Source organism: Stutzerimonas sp. LR2 (assembly GCF_055755175.1).
Window position 1 is genome coordinate 1,155,200 of the sequence record NZ_JBVTRR010000001.1, and the last position, 23,278, is coordinate 1,178,477.

Below are 23,278 nucleotides of genomic sequence, written 5' to 3' on the forward strand. Positions count from 1 at the left end.
CTGTCCTGGTTGTTCGGTTAGACTCGCTGGAAACGGCCCACAGTGGCTGCAACCCAGTGTCTTGCGAGGAACCTTGCCATGGCTGACTACCAAGCGCCGCTGCGCGACATGCGTTTTGTCCTGAATGAAGTCTTCGATGCGCCGAAGCTCTGGCAGGCGCTGCCAGCCCTGGCCGAGGTGGTCGACGCGGAAACCGCCGACGCGATCCTCGAAGAGGCCGGCAAGATCACCGCCAACAGCATCGCCCCGCTCAATCGCAGTGGTGACGAAGAGGGCTGCCGCTGGGATGCCGGTGCAGTGTCGACGCCGACCGGCTACCGCGAGGCCTATCAGCTGTATGCCGAAGGCGGCTGGGTGGGTGTCGGTGGTGATCCGGCATTCGGTGGCATGGGCATGCCCAAGGTCATCTCGGCGCAGGTGGAGGAAATGATGAACTCCGCCAGCCTGGCGTTCGGTCTGTATCCGATGCTGACGTCTGGCGCCTGCTTGTCGATCTACGCCCATGCCAGCGAAGAGCTTAAGCAGAAGTACCTGCCGAACATGTACGCCGGCGTCTGGTCCGGTTCCATGTGCCTGACCGAACCGCATGCCGGTACCGACCTCGGCATCATCCGCACCAAGGCCGAGCCGCAGGCCGATGGCTCCTACAAGGTCAGTGGTACCAAGATCTTCATCACGGGCGGCGAGCACGACCTGACCGACAACATCATTCATCTGGTACTGGCCAAGCTGCCGGATGCGCCGGCCGGTTCGCGCGGCATCTCCCTGTTCCTGGTGCCGAAGGTTCTGGTCAATGACGACGGCTCGCTCGGCGAGCGCAACTCGCTGTCCTGCGGTTCGATCGAACACAAGATGGGCATCCAGGCCTCCGCCACCTGCGTGATGAACTTCGATGGTGCCACCGGCTGGATGGTTGGCGAACCCAACAAGGGTCTGGCGGCGATGTTCACCATGATGAACTACGAACGTCTGGGCGTCGGTATCCAGGGCTTGGCCACTGGCGAGCGTTCCTACCAGAGCGCCATCGACTACGCTCGCGAGCGCATCCAGGGCCGTGCCCCGACTGGCCCGGTGGCGCAGGACAAGGCCGCCGATCCCATCATCGTGCATCCCGATGTACGGCGCATGCTGCTGACCATGAAGGCTCTGAACGAAGGTGGGCGTGCGTTTTCCAGCTACGTCGCGCTGCAGCTCGATATCGCCAAGTTCAGCGACGACGAAGCGGCACGGCAGCGGGCCGAGGCGCAGGTTGCGCTGCTGACGCCGGTGGCCAAGGCCTTCCTCACCGACATGGGATTGGAAACCACTGTGCACGGTCAGCAGGTGTTCGGCGGCCACGGCTTCATTCGCGAATGGGGCCAAGAGCAACTGGTGCGCGATTGCCGTATTACCCAGATCTACGAAGGCACCAACGGCATCCAGGCGCTGGACCTGGTCGGACGCAAGATTGTCGGCAGCGGCGGCACCATGTATCAGGCGTTCGTCGATGAGATCCGCGCATTCGTCGCCAGTGCCGGTGCGGACCTGAGCGAGTTCACCGAGCCCCTCAAGGCTGCGCTGGACAATCTGGACGAGCTGACCGCCTGGGTGATCGATCAGGCCAAGGCCAATCCGAACGAGATCGGCGCCGCTTCGGTCGAGTACCTGCACGTGTTCGGCTACACCGCGTACGCCTACATGTGGGCGCGCATGGCAGCGGTGGCACTGGCGAAGCAGGGCGAGGGCGATTTCTATCAGAGCAAGCTGGGCACGGCGCGTTTCTACTTTGCCCGGCTGTTGCCGCGCATCCACTCGCTTACGGCGTCAGTCAAGGCCGGCAGCGAGTCGCTCTACCTGCTGGATGCCGCGCAGTTTTGAGGTCGAGCCGGCTTAATCTAAAGGCAATATGAAATTATTTGGCCATGACGCGGAACGATTAAGCCGGGCCTCAGGTCATAAAACTCGCGCAATGTAAGCCTGGACTTACAGCCCTGCATCATGGATGACGCGGTGTAGGAAAAGGCTTACAAAGCGTGATGTAAAATGGCTACTACTGGCTCACAAGGCCTGGCAGTAATCTTCCGCATCAGGAATGTGGCGCAGGAAGCGCGATCAAACAACACGGACCACACAGGGAGCGGTGCCAGGACGGCGCGCGATCAAGGATGTCAGGATTCAGTCTGCAGAGCCCCGCTTCGGCGGGGTTTTTCTTTTCTGCCCAGTCCGCCGTTTGCCAAGCAGCAGGGACGCCTGGCGAAGGGCAGCATTAACTCGACTGCACCGCATCAATCCGGCATGCAGACGCCGGTCCCGCCGAGTCCGCAATAACCTCCTGGATTCTTCGCCAGATACTGCTGGTGGTACGCCTCCGCATAGTAGAAAGGCGGGGCGGCGGCAATCTCGGTAGTGATCTGCGCAAAGCCCGCCTGGCTCAGGCGCTGCTGAAAGCGCTCCCGACTGGCTTCGGCCGCGCTGCGCTGCTGCGCGTCCATGCAGTAGATCGCCGACCGGTACTGACTGCCCACATCGTTGCCCTGACGCATGCCCTGGGTCGGGTTGTGTGCCTCCCAGAAGATGCGCAGCAAGGTTTCGTAATCGATCACCTTGGGGTCGAACACCACCAGCACCGCTTCGGTGTGACCGGTGAGTCCGGAGCACACTTCGTCGTAGGTCGGGTTCGGCGTAATCCCTCCGGCGTAGCCCACCGCAGTCGTCCATACTCCGGGTTGTTCCCAGAAGCGACGTTCCGCGCCCCAGAAACAGCCCATGCCGAAGACCGCCTGTTGCAGGCCGGCCGGGAATGGTGGCTGCAGCGGATTGCCGTTCACGTGGTGCGCCGGCGGGACCGGCATCGCCGTCGAGCGGCCGGGCAGCGCCTGTTCTGCCGTGGGCAGTGCTTGTTTGTTGACCAGTATCTGCGAGCGTAGCGACATGCGGGCCTCGATCGGGGGACGGTAGCTGAGCCCTAGGCTACAAAAAGGCAGGCCGGCAGCGAAAGCGCACCAGCGACCGTGCGTCGCCACGCTTTCCGCTTATCAGCACCAGTGAGGGTAGCGGCGCAGGGCATCGGTCAGTCCGGTGCCCGGGATGGGCTTGTCGAACAGATAGCCCTGGCCGATATCGCAACGATGTCGGCGGAGAAACTTCAGCTGCTCCGGCGTTTCGATGCCTTCGGCGACGACCTTGAGGTGCAGCTTGCGCGCCATGGCGATCACCGCCGAGGTGATTTCCACGTCGTCCTGGTTGTCAGGGATGTCCTTGATGAAGCTGCGATCGATCTTGATCACATCGATGGGGAATTTCTTCAGGTAGCTGAGCGAGGAGTAACCGGTGCCGAAATCGTCCATGGCCAGGGTCAGGCCCAGCGCCTTGAGGCCGATCAGCTGTTGACGGGTTTCCTCGGTGGCATCGAGCAGCAGGCTCTCGGTCAGCTCCAGTTCCAGTTGCCCGGCGGGGAGCTTTTCCTCCAGCAAAATTGCCGCGATGGAGCTCAGCAGGTCCGGGTCGGAGAACTGCTTGGGTGACAGGTTGATGGCGATCTGGGGTTTGCCCAGACCCAGTTCCGACAGCGTAACGCCCATGCGGCAGGCTTCGCGAACGACCCATTTGCCGATCGGAATGATCAAACCGGTCTCTTCCGCGACGCTGATGAACTGGTCCGGGCGGATCATGCCTTTTTCCGGGTGGTTCCAGCGCAGCAGCGCCTCCAGCCCCTGCAGCCGGCCGGTGTGCAGGCACAGCTTAGGCTGATAGAACACCTCCAACTCGTTCTGCAGCAGCGCGCGGCGAAGATTGTTCTCGACGAAGAGCTTGTAGTTGGCCTCGGCATGCAGGGCTTCGGTGAATATCTGCACCTGGTTCTTGCCGTTCGCCTTGGCCTTGTGCAGCGCCTGCCCGGCATGCTTCATCAGGGTTTCGGGGTCGCGCCCGTGTTGCGGTGAGCAGGCCAGTCCCAGCGATCCGCTGACGCTGATCAGCTGCTTGTCGACGAACAGTGGCTTGTCGAGGATGCGCAGCACCTGATCCGCCAGTCTTATGCCTTCCTCCAGGCCCTTGTCATCGAACAGCAGGGCGAACTCGTTGCTGGCGAAACGTGCCAGCACGCTCTGCTGGCTGAGGCCGTTGCGCAGCCGGCGTGCGAGGCTGGTTAGCAGCTTGTCGCCGGTCTGGTGGCCCAGGCTGTCATTGATTCGCTTGAAGTTGTCGATGTCCACCAGCAGCAGGCAGAGCCTCGGCTCGGCGCCTGCGGCGAAGCGCTCCTCGATACTGCGGATGAAGAAAGGACGATTGCCCAGGTTGGTCAGGTTGTCGGTGTAGGCCAGGCGCTCGATGTGCTGATGGGCCAGCTTGCTGCGGGTGATGTCCTCGTAGATGCCGATGTAGTGGGTGAGCATGCCGTCGTCGTTGAAGACCTTCGAGATCGACAGCTGCCCCCAGTAGGGCTCCAGATTCTTGCGCCTTGAGCGAAACTCGCCCTGCCAGCTGTTGCTGTGGGCGAGTACCGACGAGGTGTCGAACAGCAGCTCTCCGAGGTTTTCCAGAGCCTTGAGATCGGCCAGGCGCTGACCGCGCACTTCGGACTCGGAGAATTGGCTGATGGCGGTGAAGGCAGGGTTCACGTACTCCACGCGACCGTCCCGGTCCACCAGGATGAAGGCGCTGGCGCTCTGCTCCACTGCGCGCTGGAACAGGCCGAGCATGTGGGTGGCACTCAGGCGCTGCTGGTTGGCCAGTACCTGCGCGTACTGATCGGCCAGTTCACCGGCGAAGGCGATTTCGTCGGCATGCCAGGCCCGTGGCTTGCCGCTGTGCTGCAGGCTGAGCACGCCGATCACTTCACCACCGACCCGTATGCTGGCATCCAGAATCGAGCGAATGGCTTGCGGGCGATAGACGCATTCGTCCAGTTCACAGGTGCGGTGATCCTGGCCAACATCCTGGGCATCTATGGCGCGGCCGCTCTGCAGCGCCTGCAGATAGCGCGGATAGGGCGAGAGCTCCAGCGCGGGTGGCGTTTCGTAATGGTCTCCGTCGAGTCGGTAGCACGCCACCGGCTCCAGGCGCGTGCCGTTCAGATGCCAGATCGTGGCACGGCCCAGCTCGTAGACCTCGCAGGCCGCCTGGGTGATCAGCTGTGCGGCCTCCTGCTGTGGGTTGGCGGAGCCGTAGCGATGCCGAGCCAGCCGGACGATCAGGTTCTGCTGGGTGCGTGAGCGCAGCATGTGCTCGATATGCTCGTCCTGGGCTTGCTCATGCTGTTGCAGCGCGGCGCGGAGCCTGGCGTTCTGTACCCGCAGATCCTGCTCCGATTCGGGCTGGCCGCCGGACATCAGATAGCCTCTGAGCAGCTCGCGGCCGTACTGCTGGAAGGCTTCGCCGAGTTCGGTGATCTCCAGCACGCCTTCTGGGCCGTGCAGGCGATAGCTCACCGAGTAGTGGCCGCGTTCGGCCAACTGTTGCTGGATGTCCTCATGCAGCTGGTGGCGGGCGCTGGGCTCCATGAGGCTGGCGTAGGGGGAGTCGACCAGAGAGCACAGGTCGGCGGCACAGACGCCGATGGTTCGTTCGCAAGCAGGGTCGAGGAACAACAATGTCCAGCTGGATTCGTTCAGGCGCTCGAAACGCAGCATGCCGAGCCGTGATGGCACTGGCAACTGCGTCACAACCTCGGTCGCCAGACGACTGGCGGCATCGGTATGTATTTTCATCGAGCGGCTGGCTTCCAGTATGCTCCACGGAGTTGGGCGGGCCTGAGCTCCAGGTGCCGTTCCAGCGAAGGACGATGGCTAAATAATATTAATTCAGGCAAGGGTGCATCATGCGACAGGGACTGACAAGTCGGCTTGCGAAGTTAGTGATGGTCTCGGTTTTCTGCGTGATCGGAACACCGCTGATGGCGAGTGAAACCGTCGAATTCGGCTCCGACGAGTCGGCGCGCTATCTCACTGAATTAAAGAAACTTTACCTGACCAACAGCGATCGTGAAGCGCTGCTGGCGCATAGTAACGGAATGCTCGATACCTATGCATTACGCGCCGGTTATCAGGTCGGGCAGAGCAACCCGCAGGACTTCCTCTACGAGCTGAGCGTATCTGCCCCCGGCGAGCTGCGCATTCGCGAGGAAGTGCGTGGCAGCGGCGGCGGCGTTGCCGTGCGCAACCGCAGCCTGTCGGTCTTTGGGCTCGATCCGTACCTGCAATATCAGTGTCCTCCCCAAGGTCCGAGCTGTTCGATCAACAGCCCCGTCGACGGTCTCCCGCTGGTGGTCATCGTGCGTGACCCCAAAGGAGCAGAAGAGCTGGCCAAGGCGTTGTCCTTCCTGATCCGCAATCTGCAGAAAGGCTGAAGCAACGCCTGACGGCGGACACTAGGGTTCGTCTGCCGCGACCAAGCCTTCACCTTCTTCCCGCTCAATAAAAAACGCCGCGGTCTCTCTGTGAGAACGCGGCGTTTTTTTCGCGCGCCGTTACAGCAGCATGGTGCGAATATCGGCCAGCAGCTCCGACAGGCGCTTGGTGAAGCGCGCCGCCGCGGCACCGTTGATCACCCGGTGGTCGTAGGAGAGCGACAGCGGCAGCATCAGGCGGGGCTGGAAGGCCTTGCCATCCCACACCGGCTGCATGGCCGCCTTGGAGACGCCTAGGATCGCCACTTCCGGCGCATTGACGATCGGCGTGAAGCCGGTGCCGCCGATGTGGCCGAGGCTGGAGATCGTGAAGCAGGCGCCCTGCATCGCATCCGGAGAAAGCTTCTTGGTGCGGGCCTTCTCAGCCAGCTCCGCAGCCTCGCCGGCCAGTTGCAGCAGACTCTTCTGGTCGACGTTGCGAATCACCGGGACCATCAGGCCATCCGGCGTGTCGACGGCGAACCCTACGTGCACATACTTCTTGCGGATCAGCGCCTTGCCGCTCGGGGCCAGGGAACTGTTGAAGTCCGGCAGTTCCTTTAGCAGGTGCGCGCACGCCTTGAGCAATAGCGGCAGCACGGTGAGCTTGACCCCAGCCTTCTCGGCGATCGCCTTCTGCGCAACGCGGAAAGCTTCCAGCTCGGTAATGTCGGCCGACTCGAACTGGGTCACGTGCGGTACGTTCAGCCAGCTGCGATGCAGGTTGGCGGCACCGACCTGCATCAGGCGGGTCATCGGCACTTCTTCGACTTCACCGAACTTGCTGAAGTCGATCGTCGGGATCGGCGGAATGCCCGCCCCGCCGGTAGTACCTTCGGCAGGAGCCTGCTTCACCTTGTGCAGCATGTTCTTGACGTAGGCCTGGACGTCTTCCTTGAGGATGCGTCCCTTCGGGCCAGTGGCCGGAACATCAGTCAGTTCTACGCCAAACTCGCGTGCAAGCATGCGTACCGCCGGCCCCGCATGCACCTTGGTGCCAGCCTTGCTCGGGCCGCTGACCGCCGGAGCCGGCGTCGCGGCAGCCTTCGCCTCGGGAACGCCTTGCTTGTTTGGTGCGACGGCCTGCTGCTGCGGCGCAGCCTCTTCCGCCTTGGGAGCGGGTTTCTTCGCCGGTGCGGTGCCTTGGACCTTTAGGGTCAGGATCAGATCGCCGGTCTTGGCCTCGTCACCGACCTTGATCGACAGCGATTCCACCACGCCCGCCTTGGGCGCAGGAATTTCCATGCTGGCCTTGTCGGACTCAAGGGTAATCAGCGACTGATCCGCCTCGACGCTGTCCCCGGCCTTGACCATCACTTCGATGACATTGGCGCTGCCGCTGGAGCCGATGTCCGGGATACGCACTTCTTCCACGGATTCGCCGGCGGCTTCGGCAGGCTCTTCAGCTGCCGGCTCGCTCAGCGTTTGCTTCGGAGCGCTTGCGGCCTGGCTCGCTGGCGCCTTGCCTGCTGCTGGCTTGCTGGACGCTGCGCCTTTGAGAATCAGGATCAGATCGCCGGTGCCGACTTCGTCGCCCACCTTGACCGAAATGCTCTCGATCACGCCGGCGGCAGGAGACGGAATCTCCATGCTGGCCTTGTCCGACTCGAGCGTGATCAACGCTTGTTCGGCGGCAATGGTATCGCCGGCTTTGACCGCGATTTCGATTACGCTGGCTTTGCCCGAGGAGCCGATATCAGGAACCTTGATCTCCTGTGTCTCGCCTTCGCCGGCCGAGGCCGAAGCATCGTCGTCGCCCGGAGGCGTCGGCGCTTCGGCTTCATCTGTCGGGCCGCCGGTCGCTGCGCCAGCGGGTTCGGCTGCAGCCTGTGCCGGAGTCGCACTGTCCTGGCCTTCTTCGCTTTCCAGCTCCAGCAGCTCGTCGCCTTCTTTCAGACGATCGCCGAGCTTGACCTTCAGGCTTTTCACCACGCCCGCCTTGGGCGCTGGAATTTCCATGCTGGCCTTGTCGGACTCGAGCGTCAGGATGCTCTGGTCGGCTTCGATACGGTCGCCGACCTTGACGAACAATTCGATTACTTCACCCTCACCACTGCCGATGTCGGGTACGCGTATGGTTTCACTCACAATAGGTTCTCCTGTGCGCACGCATCAGCAATCCAGCGGATTGCGCTTCTCGGGGTCGATACCGAACTCGGTGATGGCGTTGGCCACCACGGTGCGTTCGATGGCGCCGCGATCGGCGAGTGCTTGCAGTGCGGCCACAGTCACCCAACGACGGTCGACCTCGAAGAAATCACGCAGCTTGGCGCGCGAGTCGCTGCGGCCGAAGCCGTCAGTGCCGAGCACTTGGTATTCGCGCGACGGTACCCACTGACGGATCTGGTCGGCGAACAGCTTCATGTAGTCGGTCGAGGCGATGACCGGGCCTTCGCGACCTTCCAGGCACTGCTGGACGTAGCTCTTGCGCGGCTCCTCGGTCGGGTGCAAACGATTCCAGCGATCCACCGCCAGACCGTCACGGCGCAGTTCGTTGAAGCTGGTCACGCTCCAGACGTCGGCGCCCACGCCCATCTTGGCGAGGATGTCCACCGCGGCGCGGACTTCCCGCAGGATGGTGCCCGAACCCAGCAGCTGCACACGGTGCTTGAAGTCGCCCTTGGCTTCTTCGAGCAGGTACATGCCCTTGATGATGCCGTCCTCGACACCCTGCGGCATGGCCGGCTGCTGGTAGTTCTCGTTCATCACGGTGATGTAGTAGTAGACGCTCTTTTGCTGCTCCATCATCTCGTGCATGCCGTGGTGCATGATGACCGCCAGCTCGTAGCCGTAGGTGGGGTCATAGCTGCGGCAGTTGGGGATGGTGCTGGCGAGGATGTGGCTGTGGCCGTCCTCGTGCTGCAGGCCTTCACCGTTGAGCGTGGTGCGCCCGGAAGTGCCGCCCAGCAGGAAGCCGCGGGTCTGGGCATCGCCGGCCGCCCAGGCCAGGTCGCCGATCCGCTGGAAGCCGAACATCGAGTAGAAGATGTAGACCGGCAGCATTGGCTGGTTGTAGTTGCTGTAGGCGGTACCTGCGGCGATGAACGAGGAGAACGCGCCGGCTTCGTTCAGACCTTCCTGGAGGATCTGGCCGTCTTTCTCTTCGCGGTAGTACATCACCTGGTCGCGGTCGACCGGCTCGTACAGCTGCCCCACCGGTGAGTAGATACCCAGCTGGCGGAACATGCCTTCCATGCCGAAAGTGCGCGCCTCGTCGGCGAGAATCGGCACGATACGCTTGCCGAGATCCTTGTCCTTGACCAGCTGCGAGAGGATGCGGCCGAAGGCCATGGTGGTGGAAATCTCGCGGTCACCGGAGCCGTCGAGGACTGCCTTGAGGGTCTCCAGCGGCGGTGTCGGGATGCTGAAGCTCTTCGGCCGGCGCTGCGGCAGATGCCCGCCCAGCTTGTCGCGGCACTTGCGCAGGTACTTCATTTCCGCGCTGTCTTCGGCCGGGCGATAGAACGGCAGCTCCTCGAGTTGCGAGTCGTTGACCGGGATGTCGAAGCGATCGCGGAATTTCTTCAGGCTGTCGATATCGACTTTCTTGGTGTTGTGGGCGATGTTCTTCGCCTCACCGGCACCGGTGCCGTAGCCCTTGATGGTCTTGGCGAGAATGACCGTTGGCTGGCCTTTGTGGTTGACCGCCTGGTGATAGGCCGCATAGACCTTGTACGGATCGTGGCCGCCGCGGTTGAGCTTCCAGACTTCCTCGTCGGACATGCTCTCGACACGCTTGAGCAGCTCGGGGTCAGCACCAAAGAAGTGTTTGCGCACATAGGCGCCGTCTTTGGCCTTGTAGTTCTGGTATTCCCCGTCGATCGCCTCGTCCATGCGCCGCTGCATGCGGCCGTCTTCGTCGGCGGCGAACAGCGGATCCCACAGGCGACCCCAGACCACCTTGTTGACGTTCCAGTTGGCGCCTTTGAACACGCCTTCCAGTTCCTGAATGATCTTACTGTTGCCGCGCACCGGGCCGTCCAGACGCTGCAGGTTGCAGTTGATGACGAACACCAGGTTGTCGAGATTCTCACGGCCGGCCAGGGAAATGGCGCCGAGGGTTTCCGGCTCGTCGCATTCGCCGTCACCGATGAAGCACCAGACGCGCTGCTTGCCTTTCGGAATGAAGCCGCGGTTTTCCAGGTACTTCATGAAGCGTGCCTGGTAGATCGCAGTGATCGGGCCGAGGCCCATGGACACGGTCGGGAACTGCCAGAAGTCTGGCATCAGGTGCGGGTGCGGGTAGCTCGACAGACCCTTGCCATCGACTTCCTGGCGGAAGTTGAGCATCTGCTCTTCGGTCAGGCGGCCTTCCAGGAAGGCGCGGGCGTAAATGCCGGGGGAGGCGTGGCCCTGGTAGTAGATCAGGTCGCCGCCATGCTCTTCGGTCGGCGCCTGGAAGAAGTAGTTGAAGCCGATGTCGTAGAGCGTCGCGCTGGAGGCAAAGGTGGAGATGTGGCCGCCCAGGTCCGGATCCTTCAGATTCGCACGCATCACCATGGCCAGGGCATTCCAGCGGACCAGGGAGCGGATTCGACGCTCCATGAACAGGTCGCCGGGCATCTTGGCTTCCCGGGTGACGGGGATGGTGTTGCGGTACGGCGTGGTGATGCCGTAGGGCAGCGGAGTACCGCTACGTGTGGCCAGTTCGCCCATCCGGGTCATCAGGTAGTGAGCGCGGTCTTCACCCTCGCGGTCGAGGACGGACTCGAGGGCGTCCAGCCATTCCTGGGTTTCGACGGGATCGAGATCTTGCATGGCTTGCTCCATGGCGGAAAGGCTTCCAGAATCGGTCGCCTGTTCGCTACCGGCTTTGTGGGCCGGTGCGTGTAATGTTCTTGGACGAATGCCGGGGGTAGGGCCGGGCGTCTGTAGTTTTACTACAAAACGGCGCCGGGATCAGCCCCCTGAAATACTCTTTAGTAGTAAAACTACAGATCAGCGGCACTGGCATTTCCCTGTGAAAGGTACTTGCGAGGCTCTGAATCGCGCGGTCCATCGTATTCGCTGTTGTGAAGGAAACCTCAATGAGTCTGCCGTCGCTGGTTGCATTGCCGCCCTCACTCCTGCCTTTTGTCAGTCGTGCCGAGGAGTCGTTCCTCGCGGCTGCCGGCAACCTGTCGGAAGCGCTTGCGGCACGATGCCGCGCCTGGCTGGCCGAGCATGGCGGGGCTTTCGCCCGGGTCTGCGCGGCGAGTGACTTCGTCAGCGAACAGGTTAGCCGAGATCCACAGATGCTGCTGCAGCTGGCCGAGCTGGGCTGGCTGGATCGGTCGCTGGAAGCCGGCGAACTGCGCGATGCGCTGAGCGAGCTGATTGCCGCCTGTGACAATGAGGACACCCTGGCGCTGACGCTACGGCGTTTCCGTAGCCGCCAGCAGGTGCGCATCATCTGGCGCGATCTGACCCGCCAGGCGGCCCTGGCCGAGACCTGTCGCGACCTCTCCGATCTGGCCGATGCCAGCGTCGATCTGGCCTATCACTGGCTCTACACCCGCCATTGCGAGCAATTCGGCGTGCCCACCGGTCGGCGCAGCGGCAATCCGCAGCACATGGTGATTCTCGGCATGGGCAAGCTGGGCGCACATGAACTGAACCTGTCCTCCGACATCGACCTGATCTTCGGCTATCCGGAGGGCGGCGAGACCGTCGGCGCCAAGCGCTCGCTGGACAATCAGGAATTCTTCGTCCGCCTTGGCCAGCGGCTGATCAAGGCATTGGACGCCATCACCGTCGACGGCTTCGCCTTCCGCGTCGACATGCGTCTGCGTCCGTACGGCTCGTCCGGGCCGTTGGTCTACAGCTTCAATGCGCTGGAGCAGTACTACCAGGATCAGGGGCGCGACTGGGAGCGCTACGCCATGATCAAGGCGCGGGTCATCGGCGGCGACCAGCAGGCCGGCAAGGAGCTGCTGGAGATGCTGCGACCCTTCGTCTACCGGCGTTACTTGGATTTCTCCGCCATCGAGGCGCTGCGCACCATGAAGCAGCTGATCCAGCAGGAAGTGCGGCGCAAGGGCATGGCTTCGAATATCAAGCTGGGTGCCGGTGGCATCCGCGAGGTCGAGTTCATCGCTCAGGCCTTTCAGCTGATCCACGGAGGGCGTGATCTCAGCCTGCAGCAGCGTCCGTTGCTCGGTGTGCTGGCCACCCTGGAGGGGCAGGGTTATCTGCCGGCCGCGGCAGTGGCCGAACTGCGCGAAGGCTATGAATTCCTGCGCTATACCGAGCATGCGCTGCAGGCGATCGCCGACCGTCAGACGCAGATGCTGCCGGACAACGAGGTGGACTGTGCGCGGGTGGCGTTCATGCTCGGCTTCGACGGTTGGGCGGCGTTCCATGAGCAACTGCTGTACTGGCGCGGGCGCATCGACTGGCATTTCCGCCAGGTCATCGCCGACCCGGATGAGGACGAGAATGCCGAGGGCGAGGCGCTGGTCGGCGGCGAATGGCTGCCGCTGTGGGAGCAGGACTGGGACGAGGAGTTCGCCTGCCGCCAGCTGTCCGAGGCCGGTTTCCGTGATGGCCAGGGCGCCTGTCAGCGGCTCGCCGCGCTGCGCAACGCCAGCCAGGTACGCACCATGCAGCGTCTCGGCCGCGAGCGTCTGGATGCCTTCATTCCACGGCTGCTGGCGCAGGCCGTCGAGCAGGACGATCCGGATCTGGTGCTCGAACGCGTACTGCCGCTGGTGGAAGCGGTCGCCCGGCGTTCGGCCTACCTGGTCCTGCTGACTGAAAATCCCGGGGCGCTGCAGCGCTTGCTCGAGCTCTGCGCAGCCAGCCCGTGGATCGCCGAGCAGATTGCACGCTTCCCGCTGTTGCTTGACGAGCTGCTCAACGCCGGTCGTCTGTACAGCCCGCCGCTGGCGCCGGAACTGGCGGCTGAACTGCGCGAACGGCTGATGCGCATTCCCGAAGATGACCTCGAGCAGCAGATGGAGGCGCTGCGGCATTTCAAGCTGGCGCACCGGCTGCGGGTTGCCGCTTCGGAAATCGCCGGGACGCTGCCCTTGATGAAGGTCAGCGACTACCTAACTTGGCTGGCGGAGGCGATCCTGCAGGAAGTGTTGACCCTCGCCTGGCGCCACACCGTCGCGCGTCATGGCCAGCCACAGCGCAGCGATGGCACGCTCTGCGATCCGGCGTTCGTCATCGTCGGTTACGGCAAGGTCGGTGGCATCGAACTCGGGCATGGTTCGGATCTGGATCTGGTGTTCATCCACGACGGCGACCCCGCCGCCGAGACCAATGGCGCCAAGCCCATCGATACCGCGCAGTTCTTCACTCGCCTGGGCCAGCGCATCATCCATCTGCTCACCACCCAGACCACCTCCGGCCAGCTCTATGAAGTGGACATGCGGCTGCGCCCGTCCGGCGCTTCCGGGCTGCTGGTCAGCTCGCTGGGCGCCTTCGAGCGCTACCAGAGCCAGGAGGCCTGGACCTGGGAACACCAGGCGTTGGTGCGCGCGCGGGTGCTGGTCGGCTGCCCGCAGCTGACGGCTGACTTCGAACGGGTGCGCGCCGGTGTGCTGGGGCGCGAGCGCGATCTCGAGGCGCTGCGCCGCGAGGTCAGCGAGATGCGCGCGAAGATGCGTGACAACCTCGGCACCCGCGTGACGCATGCTGGAACCGCCGAGCAGGCCTTCGACGCCGCTGCCGAGTTCAATCTCAAGCAGGACGCCGGTGGTATCGTGGATATCGAATTTATGGTGCAATACGCGGCTTTGGCGTGGTCGCACCAGCATCCCGAACTGCTGCGCTATACCGATAACATCCGCATTCTCGATGGGTTGGAGCAGGCCGGGTTGATGACCGGCGATGAGGTGCGGCTGCTGCAGGACGCCTACAAGGCGTACCGTGCCGCGGCCCACCGGCAATCACTGCAGAAGCAGCCCGGAGTGGTGAGTGGGGATCAATTCCACGACGAGCGTCGCGCAGTCATGCGGATCTGGCGCGAGCTGGGGCTCAGCTGAGCCCGCGTCGGGCTACCGAGCAATATCGAATTCTGAGGAGCTGGCAAGATGTCGATGGCCGATCGTGATGGCGTCATCTGGTATGACGGCGAACTGGTGCAGTGGCGCGATGCGACCACCCATGTGCTGACCCATACCCTGCACTACGGCATGGGCGTGTTCGAAGGTGTTCGCGCCTACAACACCCCGGACGGCACGGCGATCTTCCGCCTGGAGGCGCACACCGACCGCCTGTTCGATTCGGCGCACATCATGAATATGCCGATGCCGTACTCGAAGGAAGAGATCAACGAGGCGACCCGCGCCGCAGTGCGCGAGAACAACCTGGAAAGCGCCTACATCCGCCCGATGGTGTTCTACGGAAGCGAAGGTATGGGCCTGCGCGCCAGCGGTCTGAAGGTGCACGTGATCGTCGCGGCCTGGCACTGGGGCGCCTACATGGGCGACGAGGCGCTTGAGCTGGGCATCAAGGTGCGCACCAGTTCCTTCACCCGTCACCACGTCAACATCACCATGACCCGCGCCAAGTCCAACGGTGCCTACATCAACTCGATGCTGGCCCTGCAGGAAGCCATTTCCGGCGGCGCCGACGAAGCGCTGATGCTGGACCCCGAAGGCTACGTGGCCGAGGGCTCGGGCGAGAACATCTTCATCATCAAGGACGGCGTGATCTACACCCCGGAAGTCACGGCCTGCCTGAACGGCATCACCCGCGGCACCGTGCTGACCCTGGCCGCCGAGCACGGCCTGAAGGTGGTCGAGAAGCGCATCACCCGCGACGAGGTGTACATCGCCGACGAAGCCTTCTTCACCGGTACCGCAGCCGAAGTCACGCCGATCCGCGAAGTGGACGGCCGCGCCATCGGTATCGGCCGTCGCGGCCCGATCACCGAGAAGCTGCAGAAAGCCTACTTCGATCTGGTCACCGGCAAGACTGATGCCCACGCCGAATGGCGGACCCTGGTCAAGTAAGCCTGGCGCTGGAAGCCGGCAACGCAACTCGCTTGCCGGCCACGCTTCCAGCCCCTCAGCTTATGGCTTAGAGCTTATGAACATACTGATCGTAGGACCCAGCTGGGTTGGCGACATGGTGATGGCGCAGACGCTGTTCGTCTGCCTGAAACAACGCCATCCCGACTGCCAGATCGACGTGCTGGCGCCCGAGTGGAGCCGGCCGATTCTCGAGCGCATGCCCGAGGTACGCCAGGCACTGAGCTTTCCGGTCGGGCACGGCGTGCTCGACATGGCGACCCGGCGCAAGGTCGCGCAGAGCCTGCGCGGTCAGTACCAGCAGGCGATCCTGCTGCCCAACTCCCTGAAGTCGGCGCTGGTGCCGTTCTTCGCCGGTATCCCCAAGCGCACGGGCTGGCGCGGCGAGATGCGTTTCGGCCTGCTCAACGACATGCGCAAGCTCGACAAGCAGCGCTACCCGCTGATGATCGAGCGCTTCATGGCGCTGGCCTTCGAGCCGGGCGCCGAGCTGCCCAAGCCGTATCCGAACCCCTCGCTGCGCATCGACACCGCGACTCGCGACGCCGCCCTGGCACGTTTCGGCCTGAGTCTGGACCGGCCGGTGCTGGCGCTGTGCCCCGGTGCCGAGTTCGGCGAATCCAAGCGCTGGCCGGCGGAACACTTCGCCAAGGTGGCCGAGCTGAAGATCCGGGACGGCTGGCAGGTCTGGCTGTTCGGCTCGAAGAACGATCACCCGGTCGGTGAGCAGATCCTCGAGCGGTTGATTCCGGGGTTGCGCGAAGAGGCCGTGAACCTCGCCGGGCAGACCAGCCTGGCCGAGGCGATCGATCTGCTGTCCTGTGCCGATGCCGTGGTGTCCAACGACTCCGGTCTGATGCATGTCTCCGCAGCGCTCGGCCGGCCGTTGGCGGCGGTCTATGGTTCCACCTCGCCAGCTTTCACCCCGCCGCTTTCCGAGCAGGTAGAAGTGGTGCGCCTGGGGCTCGACTGCAGTCCCTGTTTCGAGCGCACCTGCCGCTTCGGCCACAACAATTGCATGCGCGAGCTGAAGCCGCGCGCGGTGATCGAGGCGCTGGATCGTCTGGTCCCGCAGTCGGTCGAGGTACGCTGATTGAAGGTCCTGCTGGTCAAGACCTCGTCGCTGGGCGATGTCGTGCATACCCTGCCGGCCCTGACCGATGCGCAGCGGGCGCTGCCCGGCATCCAGTTCGACTGGGTGGTGGAGGAGGGCTTCGCCGAGATCCCGGCCTGGCATCCGGCGGTGGCACAGGTGATCCCGGTAGCGATTCGTCGCTGGCGCAAGCACCCGCTGCAGACCCTGCGCAACGGTGAATGGCAGCGCTTCAAGGCACGCCTGCGGGAAGGCCGTTACGACCTGGTGATCGATGCCCAGGGCTTGCTGAAAAGCGCCTGGCTGACCCGCTACGTCAAGGCTCCGGTCGCCGGACTGGACCGGGAGTCTGCGCGTGAGCCCATCGCCGCACGCTTCTATGACCGATGCTACGCAGTGCCGCGTGACCAGCATGCGCTGGAACGGGTGCGCCAGCTGTTCGCCCAGGCGCTCGCGTATCCGCTGCCGCAGGATGTTGCCGACTATGGCCTGAATCGAGAGCAGATGGCCGCTCCCAGTGATCAGCCGTATCTGTTGTTCCTGCACGGCACCACCTGGCCGAGCAAGCACTGGCCGGAAGCATACTGGCGCGAGCTGGCCGAGCGCATGAGCGATTTCGGCTGGGCGATCCGCCTGCCGTGGGGCAATGCCGAGGAGAAGGCGCGTGCCGAACGCATCGTCAGCGGCATAGCCAACGCCGCGGTGCTGCCGAAGCTCAATCTTGCCGGTGTCGCCCGGGTTATCGCCGGTGCGCGCGCCTGCGTCGCGGTGGATACCGGCCTCGGCCACCTGGCCGCGGCGCTGGATGTGCCGAGTATTTCTCTCTATGGTCCGACCTTGCCCGGGCGGGTCGGTGCCTATGGCCGCTCCCAGGTGCACCTGTGTGCCAGCGGACCGAACGCTGGTCGCGGTGACCGGCACAAGCCCTGTTTCGACGACCTGCGCCCCGAGCGCGTCGTCACCGAACTGAAAGCCCTGCTGCGGGCCCCGGAGTCCGTCTGATGCAACTGGCCTTCATTCTCTACAAGTACTTTCCATTCGGTGGTCTGCAGCGCGATTTCATGCGTATCGCCCTGGAATGCCAGCGTCGCGGGCACAGCATTCGCGTCTACGCGATGATCTGGGAAGGCGAGATGCCGGACGGCTTCGAAGTGCTGATCGCGCCGGTCAAGGCGTTGTTCAACCACACCCGCAACGAGCGCTTCACCGCCTGGGTCGAGGCCGATCTGGCCAAGCGGCCGGTGGACCGGGTGATCGGCTTCAACAAGATGCCGGGGCTGGACGTGTACTACGCCGCCGACCCTTGCTTCGAGGACAAGGCGCAGACGCTGCGCAACCCGATCTATCGGCGCTGGGGCCGCTACAAGCACTTCGCCGAGTACGAGCGCGCAGTGTTCGCGCCGGAGGCGAAGACCGAAATCCTGATGATCTCCGAGGTGCAGCAGCCGCTGTTCGTCAAGCACTACGGCACGCCCGCTGAACGCTTTCACCTGTTGCCGCCGGGCATTGCCCAGGATCGCCGCGCGCCGGCCAATGCCGCGCAGATCCGCGCCGAGTTCCGCGAGGAGTTCGAAGTGCGGCCCGACGAGCTGCTGCTGGTGCAGATCGGTTCCGGCTTCAAGACCAAGGGGGTCGACCGCAGCCTCAAGGCCCTGTCTGCGCTGCCGCGCGAACTGAGCCAGCGCACCCGGCTGCTGGTGATCGGTCAGGACGATCCCAAGCCGTTCAAGCTGCAGGCCAAGGCGCTGGGTGTTTCCGGCATGGTCGAGTTTCTCAAGGGGCGCAGCGACATCCCGCGCTTTCTGCTCGGTGCCGATCTGCTGATCCATCCGGCCTATAACGAAAATACCGGCACCGTGTTGCTCGAGGCGCTGGTCGCCGGGCTGCCGGTGCTGGTCAGCGATGTGTGCGGCTATGCCCACTACATTGCCGACGCCGATTGCGGTCGCGTGGTACCCAGCCCCTTCGAGCAGCAGGTGCTCGACCGGATGCTGGCGCAGATGCTCGCCGATGACGCGCAGCGCTCGGCCTGGAGTCGCAACGCGCTGGCCTTTGCCGAGACGGCCGATCTCTACTCGATGCCGCAGAAGGCCGCCGACGTGATTCTCGGGGAAAGCGCATGAACGTCGTTTGTCTCCGGCGGGCGTCGTCATTGGGGGCTCCATGCGCCTGATGCTGACCGAGCCATTCGAAAGCCTGTGGCAGGGCAAGGACCCCTTCGAAGAGGTCGAGCGTCTGCAGGGCCAGGTCTACCGGGAACTGGAAGGTCGCCGCACGCTGCGTACCGAGGTTGCCGGGCGCGGTTACTTCGTCAAGATTCATCGCGGCATCGGCTGGGGCGAGATTGCCAAGAACCTGCTCACGGCCAAGGCGCCGGTGCTTGGCGCCGGCCAGGAATGGCGAGCCATACAGCGCCTCAAGGAAGTCGGCGTGCCGACCATGACCGCGGTGGCCTATGGCGAGCGAGGGGGCAATCCGGCAAGCCAGCACTCGTTCATCATCACGGAAGAGCTGGCGCCGACTATCAGCCTCGAGGATTTCTCGGCGAACTGGCGCGACCAGCCACCACCGCCGGCACTCAAGCGCGCCCTGATCGCCGAAGTAGCCCGCATGGCCGGCACCATGCACCGCGCCGGGGTCAATCACCGCGACTTCTACATCTGCCACTTCCTGCTGCACACCGACCGTCCGGTGACGGTCAGCGATCTGCGCCTGTCCTTGATCGACTTGCACCGCGCCCAGACTCGCAGTCACACACCTGTTCGCTGGCGCAACAAGGATCTGGCCGGGCTGTACTTCTCGGCCCTTGAGATTGGTTTGACCGGCCGCGACAAGCTGCGCTTTCTGCGCGATTACTTCCAGCGGCCGCTGCGTGAAGTCCTGCGCGACGAGGCTGCCCTGCTGGCATGGCTGCAGCGCAGGGCGGAAAAGCTACTGGATCGTAAGCGGCGCTACGGGGATGCGCTTTGATGAAAAAAACGGAATGGCACGGCAAACGTGTTGTGATAGCGCCTTGCCCTGCGCTAGGTGACGTGACGATTTATTTGCGATTGGCTTGGCTGTTTCACTTTGCTGGCGCCGAGGTACGCTTTCTCAGCAGCTTACTCAAGCCTGCCGAAATGTACTTCAGCTGGCTGAAGGTGGAGTCGAGTGAGCGAGTCGATCTGCTGCACTTGTGCGCGAATACAGACTTGGTCATCTGCTACATAAATTGGCTGACTTGCAATCCGGATTTGCTAGATCGGGTGGTCAAGCAACGGAACATCTGCTTCGTCACTGCAAAGAAGCTTCCTGCTGCGCTTCAGCTGGACGGTCGGGACGTTGTGGTAGGCAGTGATGTGTTTCGGGGGGCGAGCCGAGCGCTGTGCCAAGACTCGCGTGCGGGACTGACCATGGTGACATGGGTCGATGCGTATGCTTCGTCAGTTTTCGGTTTGCAAAGCGATCTTCCGGTTGCTGTTGACCTCCCTAAGCGCTGTGGTGATTCCAGAAGGCGTGTAGCGATATTTCCTACTACTCCTCATGAAAAGAAAAATTATGCGCCAAGGGGGTTTCGATGGCTCGCTCAACGATTGCAAAGGCAGGGTTGGCTGGTAGAAATTGTCGGAATGCCTCATGAAGGCGAAATCCTTCACAAGCGTTTTCAAGGCTTTTCCATTCGCACATTTCCCAATGTCCGTGAGCTGATGGATTTTCTGGTCACTTGTTCTGCGGTTATCAGTAATGACTCCGGCGGCGGGCACCTCGGCTCGCTGCTGGGACTGCAGAGCTTTACGGTAACTCGTAAGCACGCCGATTTCGTATGGCGGCCTGGCTTCAATGCGGGTAATGAGGTGTTGGCACCGGTTATTTCGTTCAAGTTGCTGGGGCGATATATATGGCGGCCTTTCATCCCCATCTGGCGGATCAGCAAGCGTCTGGGATATAGGCCCTAATGGCGAGTTGGACGCTGGACCCAGCTTATTTCGACCTGGCTGCCGATTTTGGCAGCCTGACGACTGTGTTTGCCCTGCAAGGCGAACGTCTGACGAAAGACCCGTTATCGGAGGTCATTCGTATCCAGCGCAACGGGGTGCGCTATTACGTGAAACGCTACTCCGGTGCGGGCAAAGGCCTGCGGCGTTACCTTGGCCGACCGCGGGTCAAGGCGGAGTGGCAGAATCTGATGCTTTTTCGCCGTTGGGGCATCCCCACGGCGCCGATCGTGGCTTATGGCATGGAGCGGCGCGGCGGTGCTTTTCTCCGCGGCGCCCTGATTACGCGTGAGTTGGAGCAAACCGATGATCTGGCTTTGCTGGCGACTACTCATGATGCCCGTCTTCGCGATCCGCGTTGGGTGCAGGAAGTCAGCCTGCAACTGGCGCGCTCGACGCGAGCGATGCACGACCGGAGCTTCGCCCACAATGACCTCAAGTGGCGCAACCTGCTCGTCGATCCGCAGCGCCGTCTGTACCTGATCGACTGCCCTACCGGCGCCTTCTGGCATGGTCCGTTTCTGCAGCGGCGTATCGTCAAGGACCTGGCATGTCTGGACAAGGTGGCCAAGTACCAGCTCAGCCGAACCCAGCGCCTGCGGTTCTATCTGCAGTATTGCCGGCGAAAGCGACTGGTTGACAAGGACAAGCCGCGCATCCGGCAGATTCTGAATTATTTCCAGGGGCGGGAATGAACGATTTCATTGCGCAGGCCGATCGTCCAACGCTCGAGCGCCATGGCTTGGCGAGCTTCGATGCGCTCTGGTCGGTCCAGTTGACGGCGGTGGATGAGCCCAATGTCGAACGCGGCGGCTGGAGCAGTGTTTTCAGGCTGGAGCTCGATGATTCGGCGTTCTACCTCAAGCGGCAGAGCAATCATCTGACCCGCACCCTGGCACACCCGTTCGGTGAGCCGACCTTTGCCCGGGAGTTTCGCAATATCCGTCGTTATGCGCAGCTTGGCGTGCCGGCGCTTCAGGCCAGCTTCTTCGGGCAGCGCAAGGTTGATGGCGAAAGGCGTGCAATTCTCCTGACCCGCGCATTGGATGGTTGGATGGATTTGGACGGATGGCTGAAACGATGGCCCGAGCTGAACGAACCTCGACGCCAGGCCATCATCGGTGCGGTCGGTGCGCTGGCGCACACGCTGCATCAGGCCGGCCAGATGCATGGCTGCTTCTATCCCAAGCACATCTTTCTCCGTGAGCAGGACGGGCATTGGCAGGCTTGCCTGATCGACCTGGAAAAAACCCGACCTCTGTTGTTAGGGCGGCGTGACCGGATCAAGGATCTGGAGCCGCTCGTGCGGCGTGCAAGCTGCATCGGTGACCAAGGCGTGCGGCACTTGCTGAATGCCTATCTGGACGATCCTCGCCTGGTCGAGCCATGGCTGTTGCAGTTGCAGCGGCGACACAAAGCCAAGGAGGCGCGCTGATGAGATTGGCCGATCTGACGGTCGCCGGGCGCGAGCCAGCCTGCCCTGCGCTCGTCGAGCTATCGGGTGAGGCAAGTCTGCATGTCGATTCGTGGCTGCGCATCCTGCCGGGGCAGCGCTATGTCGGTCGCGCGCGCTGGAACGGGCGCCAGGTCCTGGCCAAGCTGATGGTGGGTGGCAAGGCGCAGCGTCATTATCGACGTGAGCTGGCTGGTGCGAAGCTGCTGACCGACCAGCATTTGCCAACACCTGCGCTGGTGGGGCAGGGCTGGCAGGAGGGTGAGGGTGGCTGGCTGCTGTTCGACTGGCTCGATTCCGCCAAAAGCCTGTGGGAGAGCTGGCGCTCCGTCGAGGCGGAGCCTGTCCTGACAGACGGGCAGCGAGGCGTGCTCGGTGAGGCGCTTGAGCTGATCGCCAGGATGCATGCGCAAGGCCTTTGGCAGGCGGATCTGCATCTGGATAACTTCCTCAAGGCCGACAGTCAGCTCTACGTGGTCGACGGCGGCGGTGTAAAGGCGGAGACGCCCGGGGAGCCGTTGTCGCGTGAGCGGGTACTGGAGAACCTGGGCGTCTTCTTCGCGCAGCTGCCGGCAGAGATCGAACCTTTCATCGAAGAACTGCTGGTGCCCTATCTGCTGACCAACAGCGAGCACGCCCTGCCGCTGGAGGCGTTGCTCAAGCAGGTTCACAAGACTCGTAACTGGCGGCTAAACGATTTTCTGAAGAAGGTCGCCCGAGACTGCAGTCTCTTCAGTGCGCGTATCGGCCCGTTTGGGGCGCAAGTGGTTCGGCGTGACGAGGCGGCCGCGCTGCACTCGCTGTTGGCTGATCCGGACGCTTGCATCGCCCAGGGCCGGCTTTTCAAAACCGGTGGTGCAGCTACAGTTGCGCAATGCGAACTGGGCGGCCGGGCCCTGCTTATCAAGCGCTACAACATCAAGAATCCGCTGCATTGGTTGAAGCGCTTCTGGCGGCCGAGCCGCGCCTGGCACAGCTGGGTCGAGGGTAATCGGCTCGATTTTCTCGGGATCGCCACTCCTCGTTTGCTGGCCGTGATCGAGCGCCGCTGGCTGTGGATGCGCGGGCCGGCGTGGCTGATTACCGAATTGCTGCGCGGAGAAGATATAATTGCGCGTTTTCAGCCGTATCTGGATGGCTGTCCTCCAGAGCAGGAATTGGTTGCCCTGGACCGGCTGTTCGCGGCACTGATCCGCGAGCGAATCAGTCATGGTGATCTCAAAGGGCACAACCTGTTCTGGGAGCATGATCGCTGGTCGTTAATCGACCTGGATGCCGTGCAGCAGCATGGCGGCGATGCCAGCTTCGCTCGGGCGTATGCCAAGGACCGTGCGCGATTCCTGCGCAACTGGCCGACCGACAGCGCCCTGTACCGGCTGCTTGACCAACGTTTACCCGCGGTGCCCGGCACCAGCATCGAAGATTAAGAGG

Annotated in this window: 16 protein-coding genes; 12 read left to right on the top strand and 4 right to left on the bottom strand. The window is 63.1% G+C overall.

All coding sequences use genetic code 11. The features are described from left to right. Positions 1–78 precede the first annotated feature (78 nt). Positions 79–1,857 carry an acyl-CoA dehydrogenase C-terminal domain-containing protein gene (locus tag ACVRRC_RS05335; RefSeq protein WP_472996704.1) on the top strand — a complete coding sequence of 593 codons (1,779 nt, stop codon included), beginning with the start codon at positions 79–81 and terminating at the stop codon, positions 1,855–1,857. A gap of 407 nt (positions 1,858–2,264) precedes the next feature. On the opposite strand, the gene msrA is transcribed toward ACVRRC_RS05335, so the two are convergent. Continuing rightward, the gene (gene msrA / locus ACVRRC_RS05340) at positions 2,265–2,912 is read right to left on the bottom strand and encodes a peptide-methionine (S)-S-oxide reductase MsrA (protein ID WP_218650948.1); all 648 of its coding nucleotides are present in this window, start codon (positions 2,910–2,912) and stop codon (positions 2,265–2,267) included. Positions 2,913–3,014: 102 nt separating this feature from the next. Continuing rightward, positions 3,015–5,687, bottom strand: coding sequence for a putative bifunctional diguanylate cyclase/phosphodiesterase (locus tag ACVRRC_RS05345; RefSeq protein WP_084899812.1), 2,673 nt, complete (start codon positions 5,685–5,687; stop codon positions 3,015–3,017). Positions 5,688–5,836: 149 nt separating this feature from the next. On the opposite strand from ACVRRC_RS05345, the gene ACVRRC_RS05350 reads away from it, so the two are divergent. After that, positions 5,837–6,325, top strand: coding sequence for a hypothetical protein (locus tag ACVRRC_RS05350; protein WP_013984230.1), 489 nt, complete (start codon positions 5,837–5,839; stop codon positions 6,323–6,325). Positions 6,326–6,445: 120 nt separating this feature from the next. Here ACVRRC_RS05350 and aceF read toward each other — a convergent pair whose 3' ends face one another. Together aceF and aceE are read right to left on the bottom strand one after the other, a co-directional pair. After that, the gene (gene aceF, locus ACVRRC_RS05355; protein ID WP_472996705.1) at positions 6,446–8,452 is read right to left on the bottom strand and encodes a dihydrolipoyllysine-residue acetyltransferase; all 2,007 of its coding nucleotides are present in this window, start codon (positions 8,450–8,452) and stop codon (positions 6,446–6,448) included. Positions 8,453–8,476: 24 nt separating this feature from the next. Then, positions 8,477–11,122, bottom strand: a complete 2,646-nt coding sequence (aceE, locus tag ACVRRC_RS05360) for a pyruvate dehydrogenase (acetyl-transferring), homodimeric type (protein ID WP_017245452.1) — start codon at positions 11,120–11,122, stop codon at positions 8,477–8,479. Positions 11,123–11,391: 269 nt separating this feature from the next. On the opposite strand from aceE, the gene glnE reads away from it, so the two are divergent. The 10 genes from glnE to ACVRRC_RS05410 all read left to right on the top strand — a co-directional run bounded on the left by glnE (position 11,392) and on the right by ACVRRC_RS05410 (position 23,274). After that, a complete protein-coding gene (glnE, locus tag ACVRRC_RS05365; protein WP_053527013.1) occupies positions 11,392–14,337 on the top strand; it encodes a bifunctional [glutamate--ammonia ligase]-adenylyl-L-tyrosine phosphorylase/[glutamate--ammonia-ligase] adenylyltransferase in 2,946 nt (981 codons plus the stop codon). A 48-nt stretch (positions 14,338–14,385) separates the two neighbouring features. Beyond that, entirely contained in the window at positions 14,386–15,309 is a 924-nt protein-coding gene (gene ilvE / locus ACVRRC_RS05370; RefSeq protein WP_472996706.1) for a branched-chain-amino-acid transaminase, read from the top strand. A gap of 76 nt (positions 15,310–15,385) precedes the next feature. Then, complete coding sequence (gene waaF / locus ACVRRC_RS05375; RefSeq protein ID WP_013984226.1) at positions 15,386–16,420, top strand: lipopolysaccharide heptosyltransferase II; 1,035 nt, start codon at positions 15,386–15,388, stop codon at positions 16,418–16,420. Continuing rightward, positions 16,421–17,422 carry a lipopolysaccharide heptosyltransferase I gene (waaC, locus tag ACVRRC_RS05380; protein WP_208216875.1) on the top strand — a complete coding sequence of 334 codons (1,002 nt, stop codon included), beginning with the start codon at positions 16,421–16,423 and terminating at the stop codon, positions 17,420–17,422. It abuts the gene before it with no gap. Next, a complete protein-coding gene (locus ACVRRC_RS05385; RefSeq protein ID WP_472996707.1) occupies positions 17,422–18,543 on the top strand; it encodes a glycosyltransferase family 4 protein in 1,122 nt (373 codons plus the stop codon). Before waaC ends, ACVRRC_RS05385 begins: the two co-directional genes overlap by 1 nt. A gap of 40 nt (positions 18,544–18,583) precedes the next feature. Then, positions 18,584–19,390, top strand: a complete 807-nt coding sequence (gene rfaP / locus ACVRRC_RS05390) for a lipopolysaccharide core heptose(I) kinase RfaP (protein WP_472996708.1) — start codon at positions 18,584–18,586, stop codon at positions 19,388–19,390. Next, positions 19,390–20,355: a glycosyltransferase family 9 protein gene (locus tag ACVRRC_RS05395; protein ID WP_472996709.1), complete on the top strand. Its 966-nt coding sequence runs from the start codon at positions 19,390–19,392 to the stop codon at positions 20,353–20,355. The genes rfaP and ACVRRC_RS05395 overlap by 1 nt, the downstream gene beginning before the upstream one ends. Continuing rightward, positions 20,355–21,089, top strand: a complete 735-nt coding sequence (locus ACVRRC_RS05400) for a lipopolysaccharide kinase InaA family protein (RefSeq protein ID WP_472996710.1) — start codon at positions 20,355–20,357, stop codon at positions 21,087–21,089. The genes ACVRRC_RS05395 and ACVRRC_RS05400 overlap by 1 nt, the downstream gene beginning before the upstream one ends. Then, a complete protein-coding gene (locus ACVRRC_RS05405) occupies positions 21,086–21,829 on the top strand; it encodes a lipopolysaccharide kinase InaA family protein (protein WP_014597891.1) in 744 nt (247 codons plus the stop codon). Before ACVRRC_RS05400 ends, ACVRRC_RS05405 begins: the two co-directional genes overlap by 4 nt. Then, the gene (locus tag ACVRRC_RS05410; protein WP_472996711.1) at positions 21,829–23,274 is read left to right on the top strand and encodes a lipopolysaccharide kinase InaA family protein; all 1,446 of its coding nucleotides are present in this window, start codon (positions 21,829–21,831) and stop codon (positions 23,272–23,274) included. Before ACVRRC_RS05405 ends, ACVRRC_RS05410 begins: the two co-directional genes overlap by 1 nt. Positions 23,275–23,278: the final 4 nt, after the last annotated feature.

Excerpts from the sequence above, each read along its gene's own strand:
- ACVRRC_RS05335 (WP_472996704.1), top strand. The coding sequence starts at position 79 with ATGGCTGACTACCAAGCGCCGCTGCGCGACATGCGTTTTGTCCTGAAT.
- msrA (WP_218650948.1), bottom strand. The coding sequence starts at position 2,912 with ATGTCGCTACGCTCGCAGATACTGGTCAACAAACAAGCACTGCCCACG.
- ACVRRC_RS05345 (WP_084899812.1), bottom strand. The coding sequence starts at position 5,687 with ATGAAAATACATACCGATGCCGCCAGTCGTCTGGCGACCGAGGTTGTG.
- ACVRRC_RS05350 (WP_013984230.1), top strand. The coding sequence starts at position 5,837 with ATGGTCTCGGTTTTCTGCGTGATCGGAACACCGCTGATGGCGAGTGAA.
- aceE (WP_017245452.1), bottom strand. The coding sequence starts at position 11,122 with ATGCAAGATCTCGATCCCGTCGAAACCCAGGAATGGCTGGACGCCCTC.
- glnE (WP_053527013.1), top strand. The coding sequence starts at position 11,392 with ATGAGTCTGCCGTCGCTGGTTGCATTGCCGCCCTCACTCCTGCCTTTT.
- ilvE (WP_472996706.1), top strand. The coding sequence starts at position 14,386 with ATGTCGATGGCCGATCGTGATGGCGTCATCTGGTATGACGGCGAACTG.
- waaF (WP_013984226.1), top strand. The coding sequence starts at position 15,386 with ATGAACATACTGATCGTAGGACCCAGCTGGGTTGGCGACATGGTGATG.
- ACVRRC_RS05385 (WP_472996707.1), top strand. The coding sequence starts at position 17,422 with ATGCAACTGGCCTTCATTCTCTACAAGTACTTTCCATTCGGTGGTCTG.
- rfaP (WP_472996708.1), top strand. The coding sequence starts at position 18,584 with ATGCGCCTGATGCTGACCGAGCCATTCGAAAGCCTGTGGCAGGGCAAG.
- ACVRRC_RS05395 (WP_472996709.1), top strand. The coding sequence starts at position 19,390 with ATGAAAAAAACGGAATGGCACGGCAAACGTGTTGTGATAGCGCCTTGC.
- ACVRRC_RS05400 (WP_472996710.1), top strand. The coding sequence starts at position 20,355 with ATGGCGAGTTGGACGCTGGACCCAGCTTATTTCGACCTGGCTGCCGAT.
- ACVRRC_RS05405 (WP_014597891.1), top strand. The coding sequence starts at position 21,086 with ATGAACGATTTCATTGCGCAGGCCGATCGTCCAACGCTCGAGCGCCAT.
- ACVRRC_RS05410 (WP_472996711.1), top strand. The coding sequence starts at position 21,829 with ATGAGATTGGCCGATCTGACGGTCGCCGGGCGCGAGCCAGCCTGCCCT.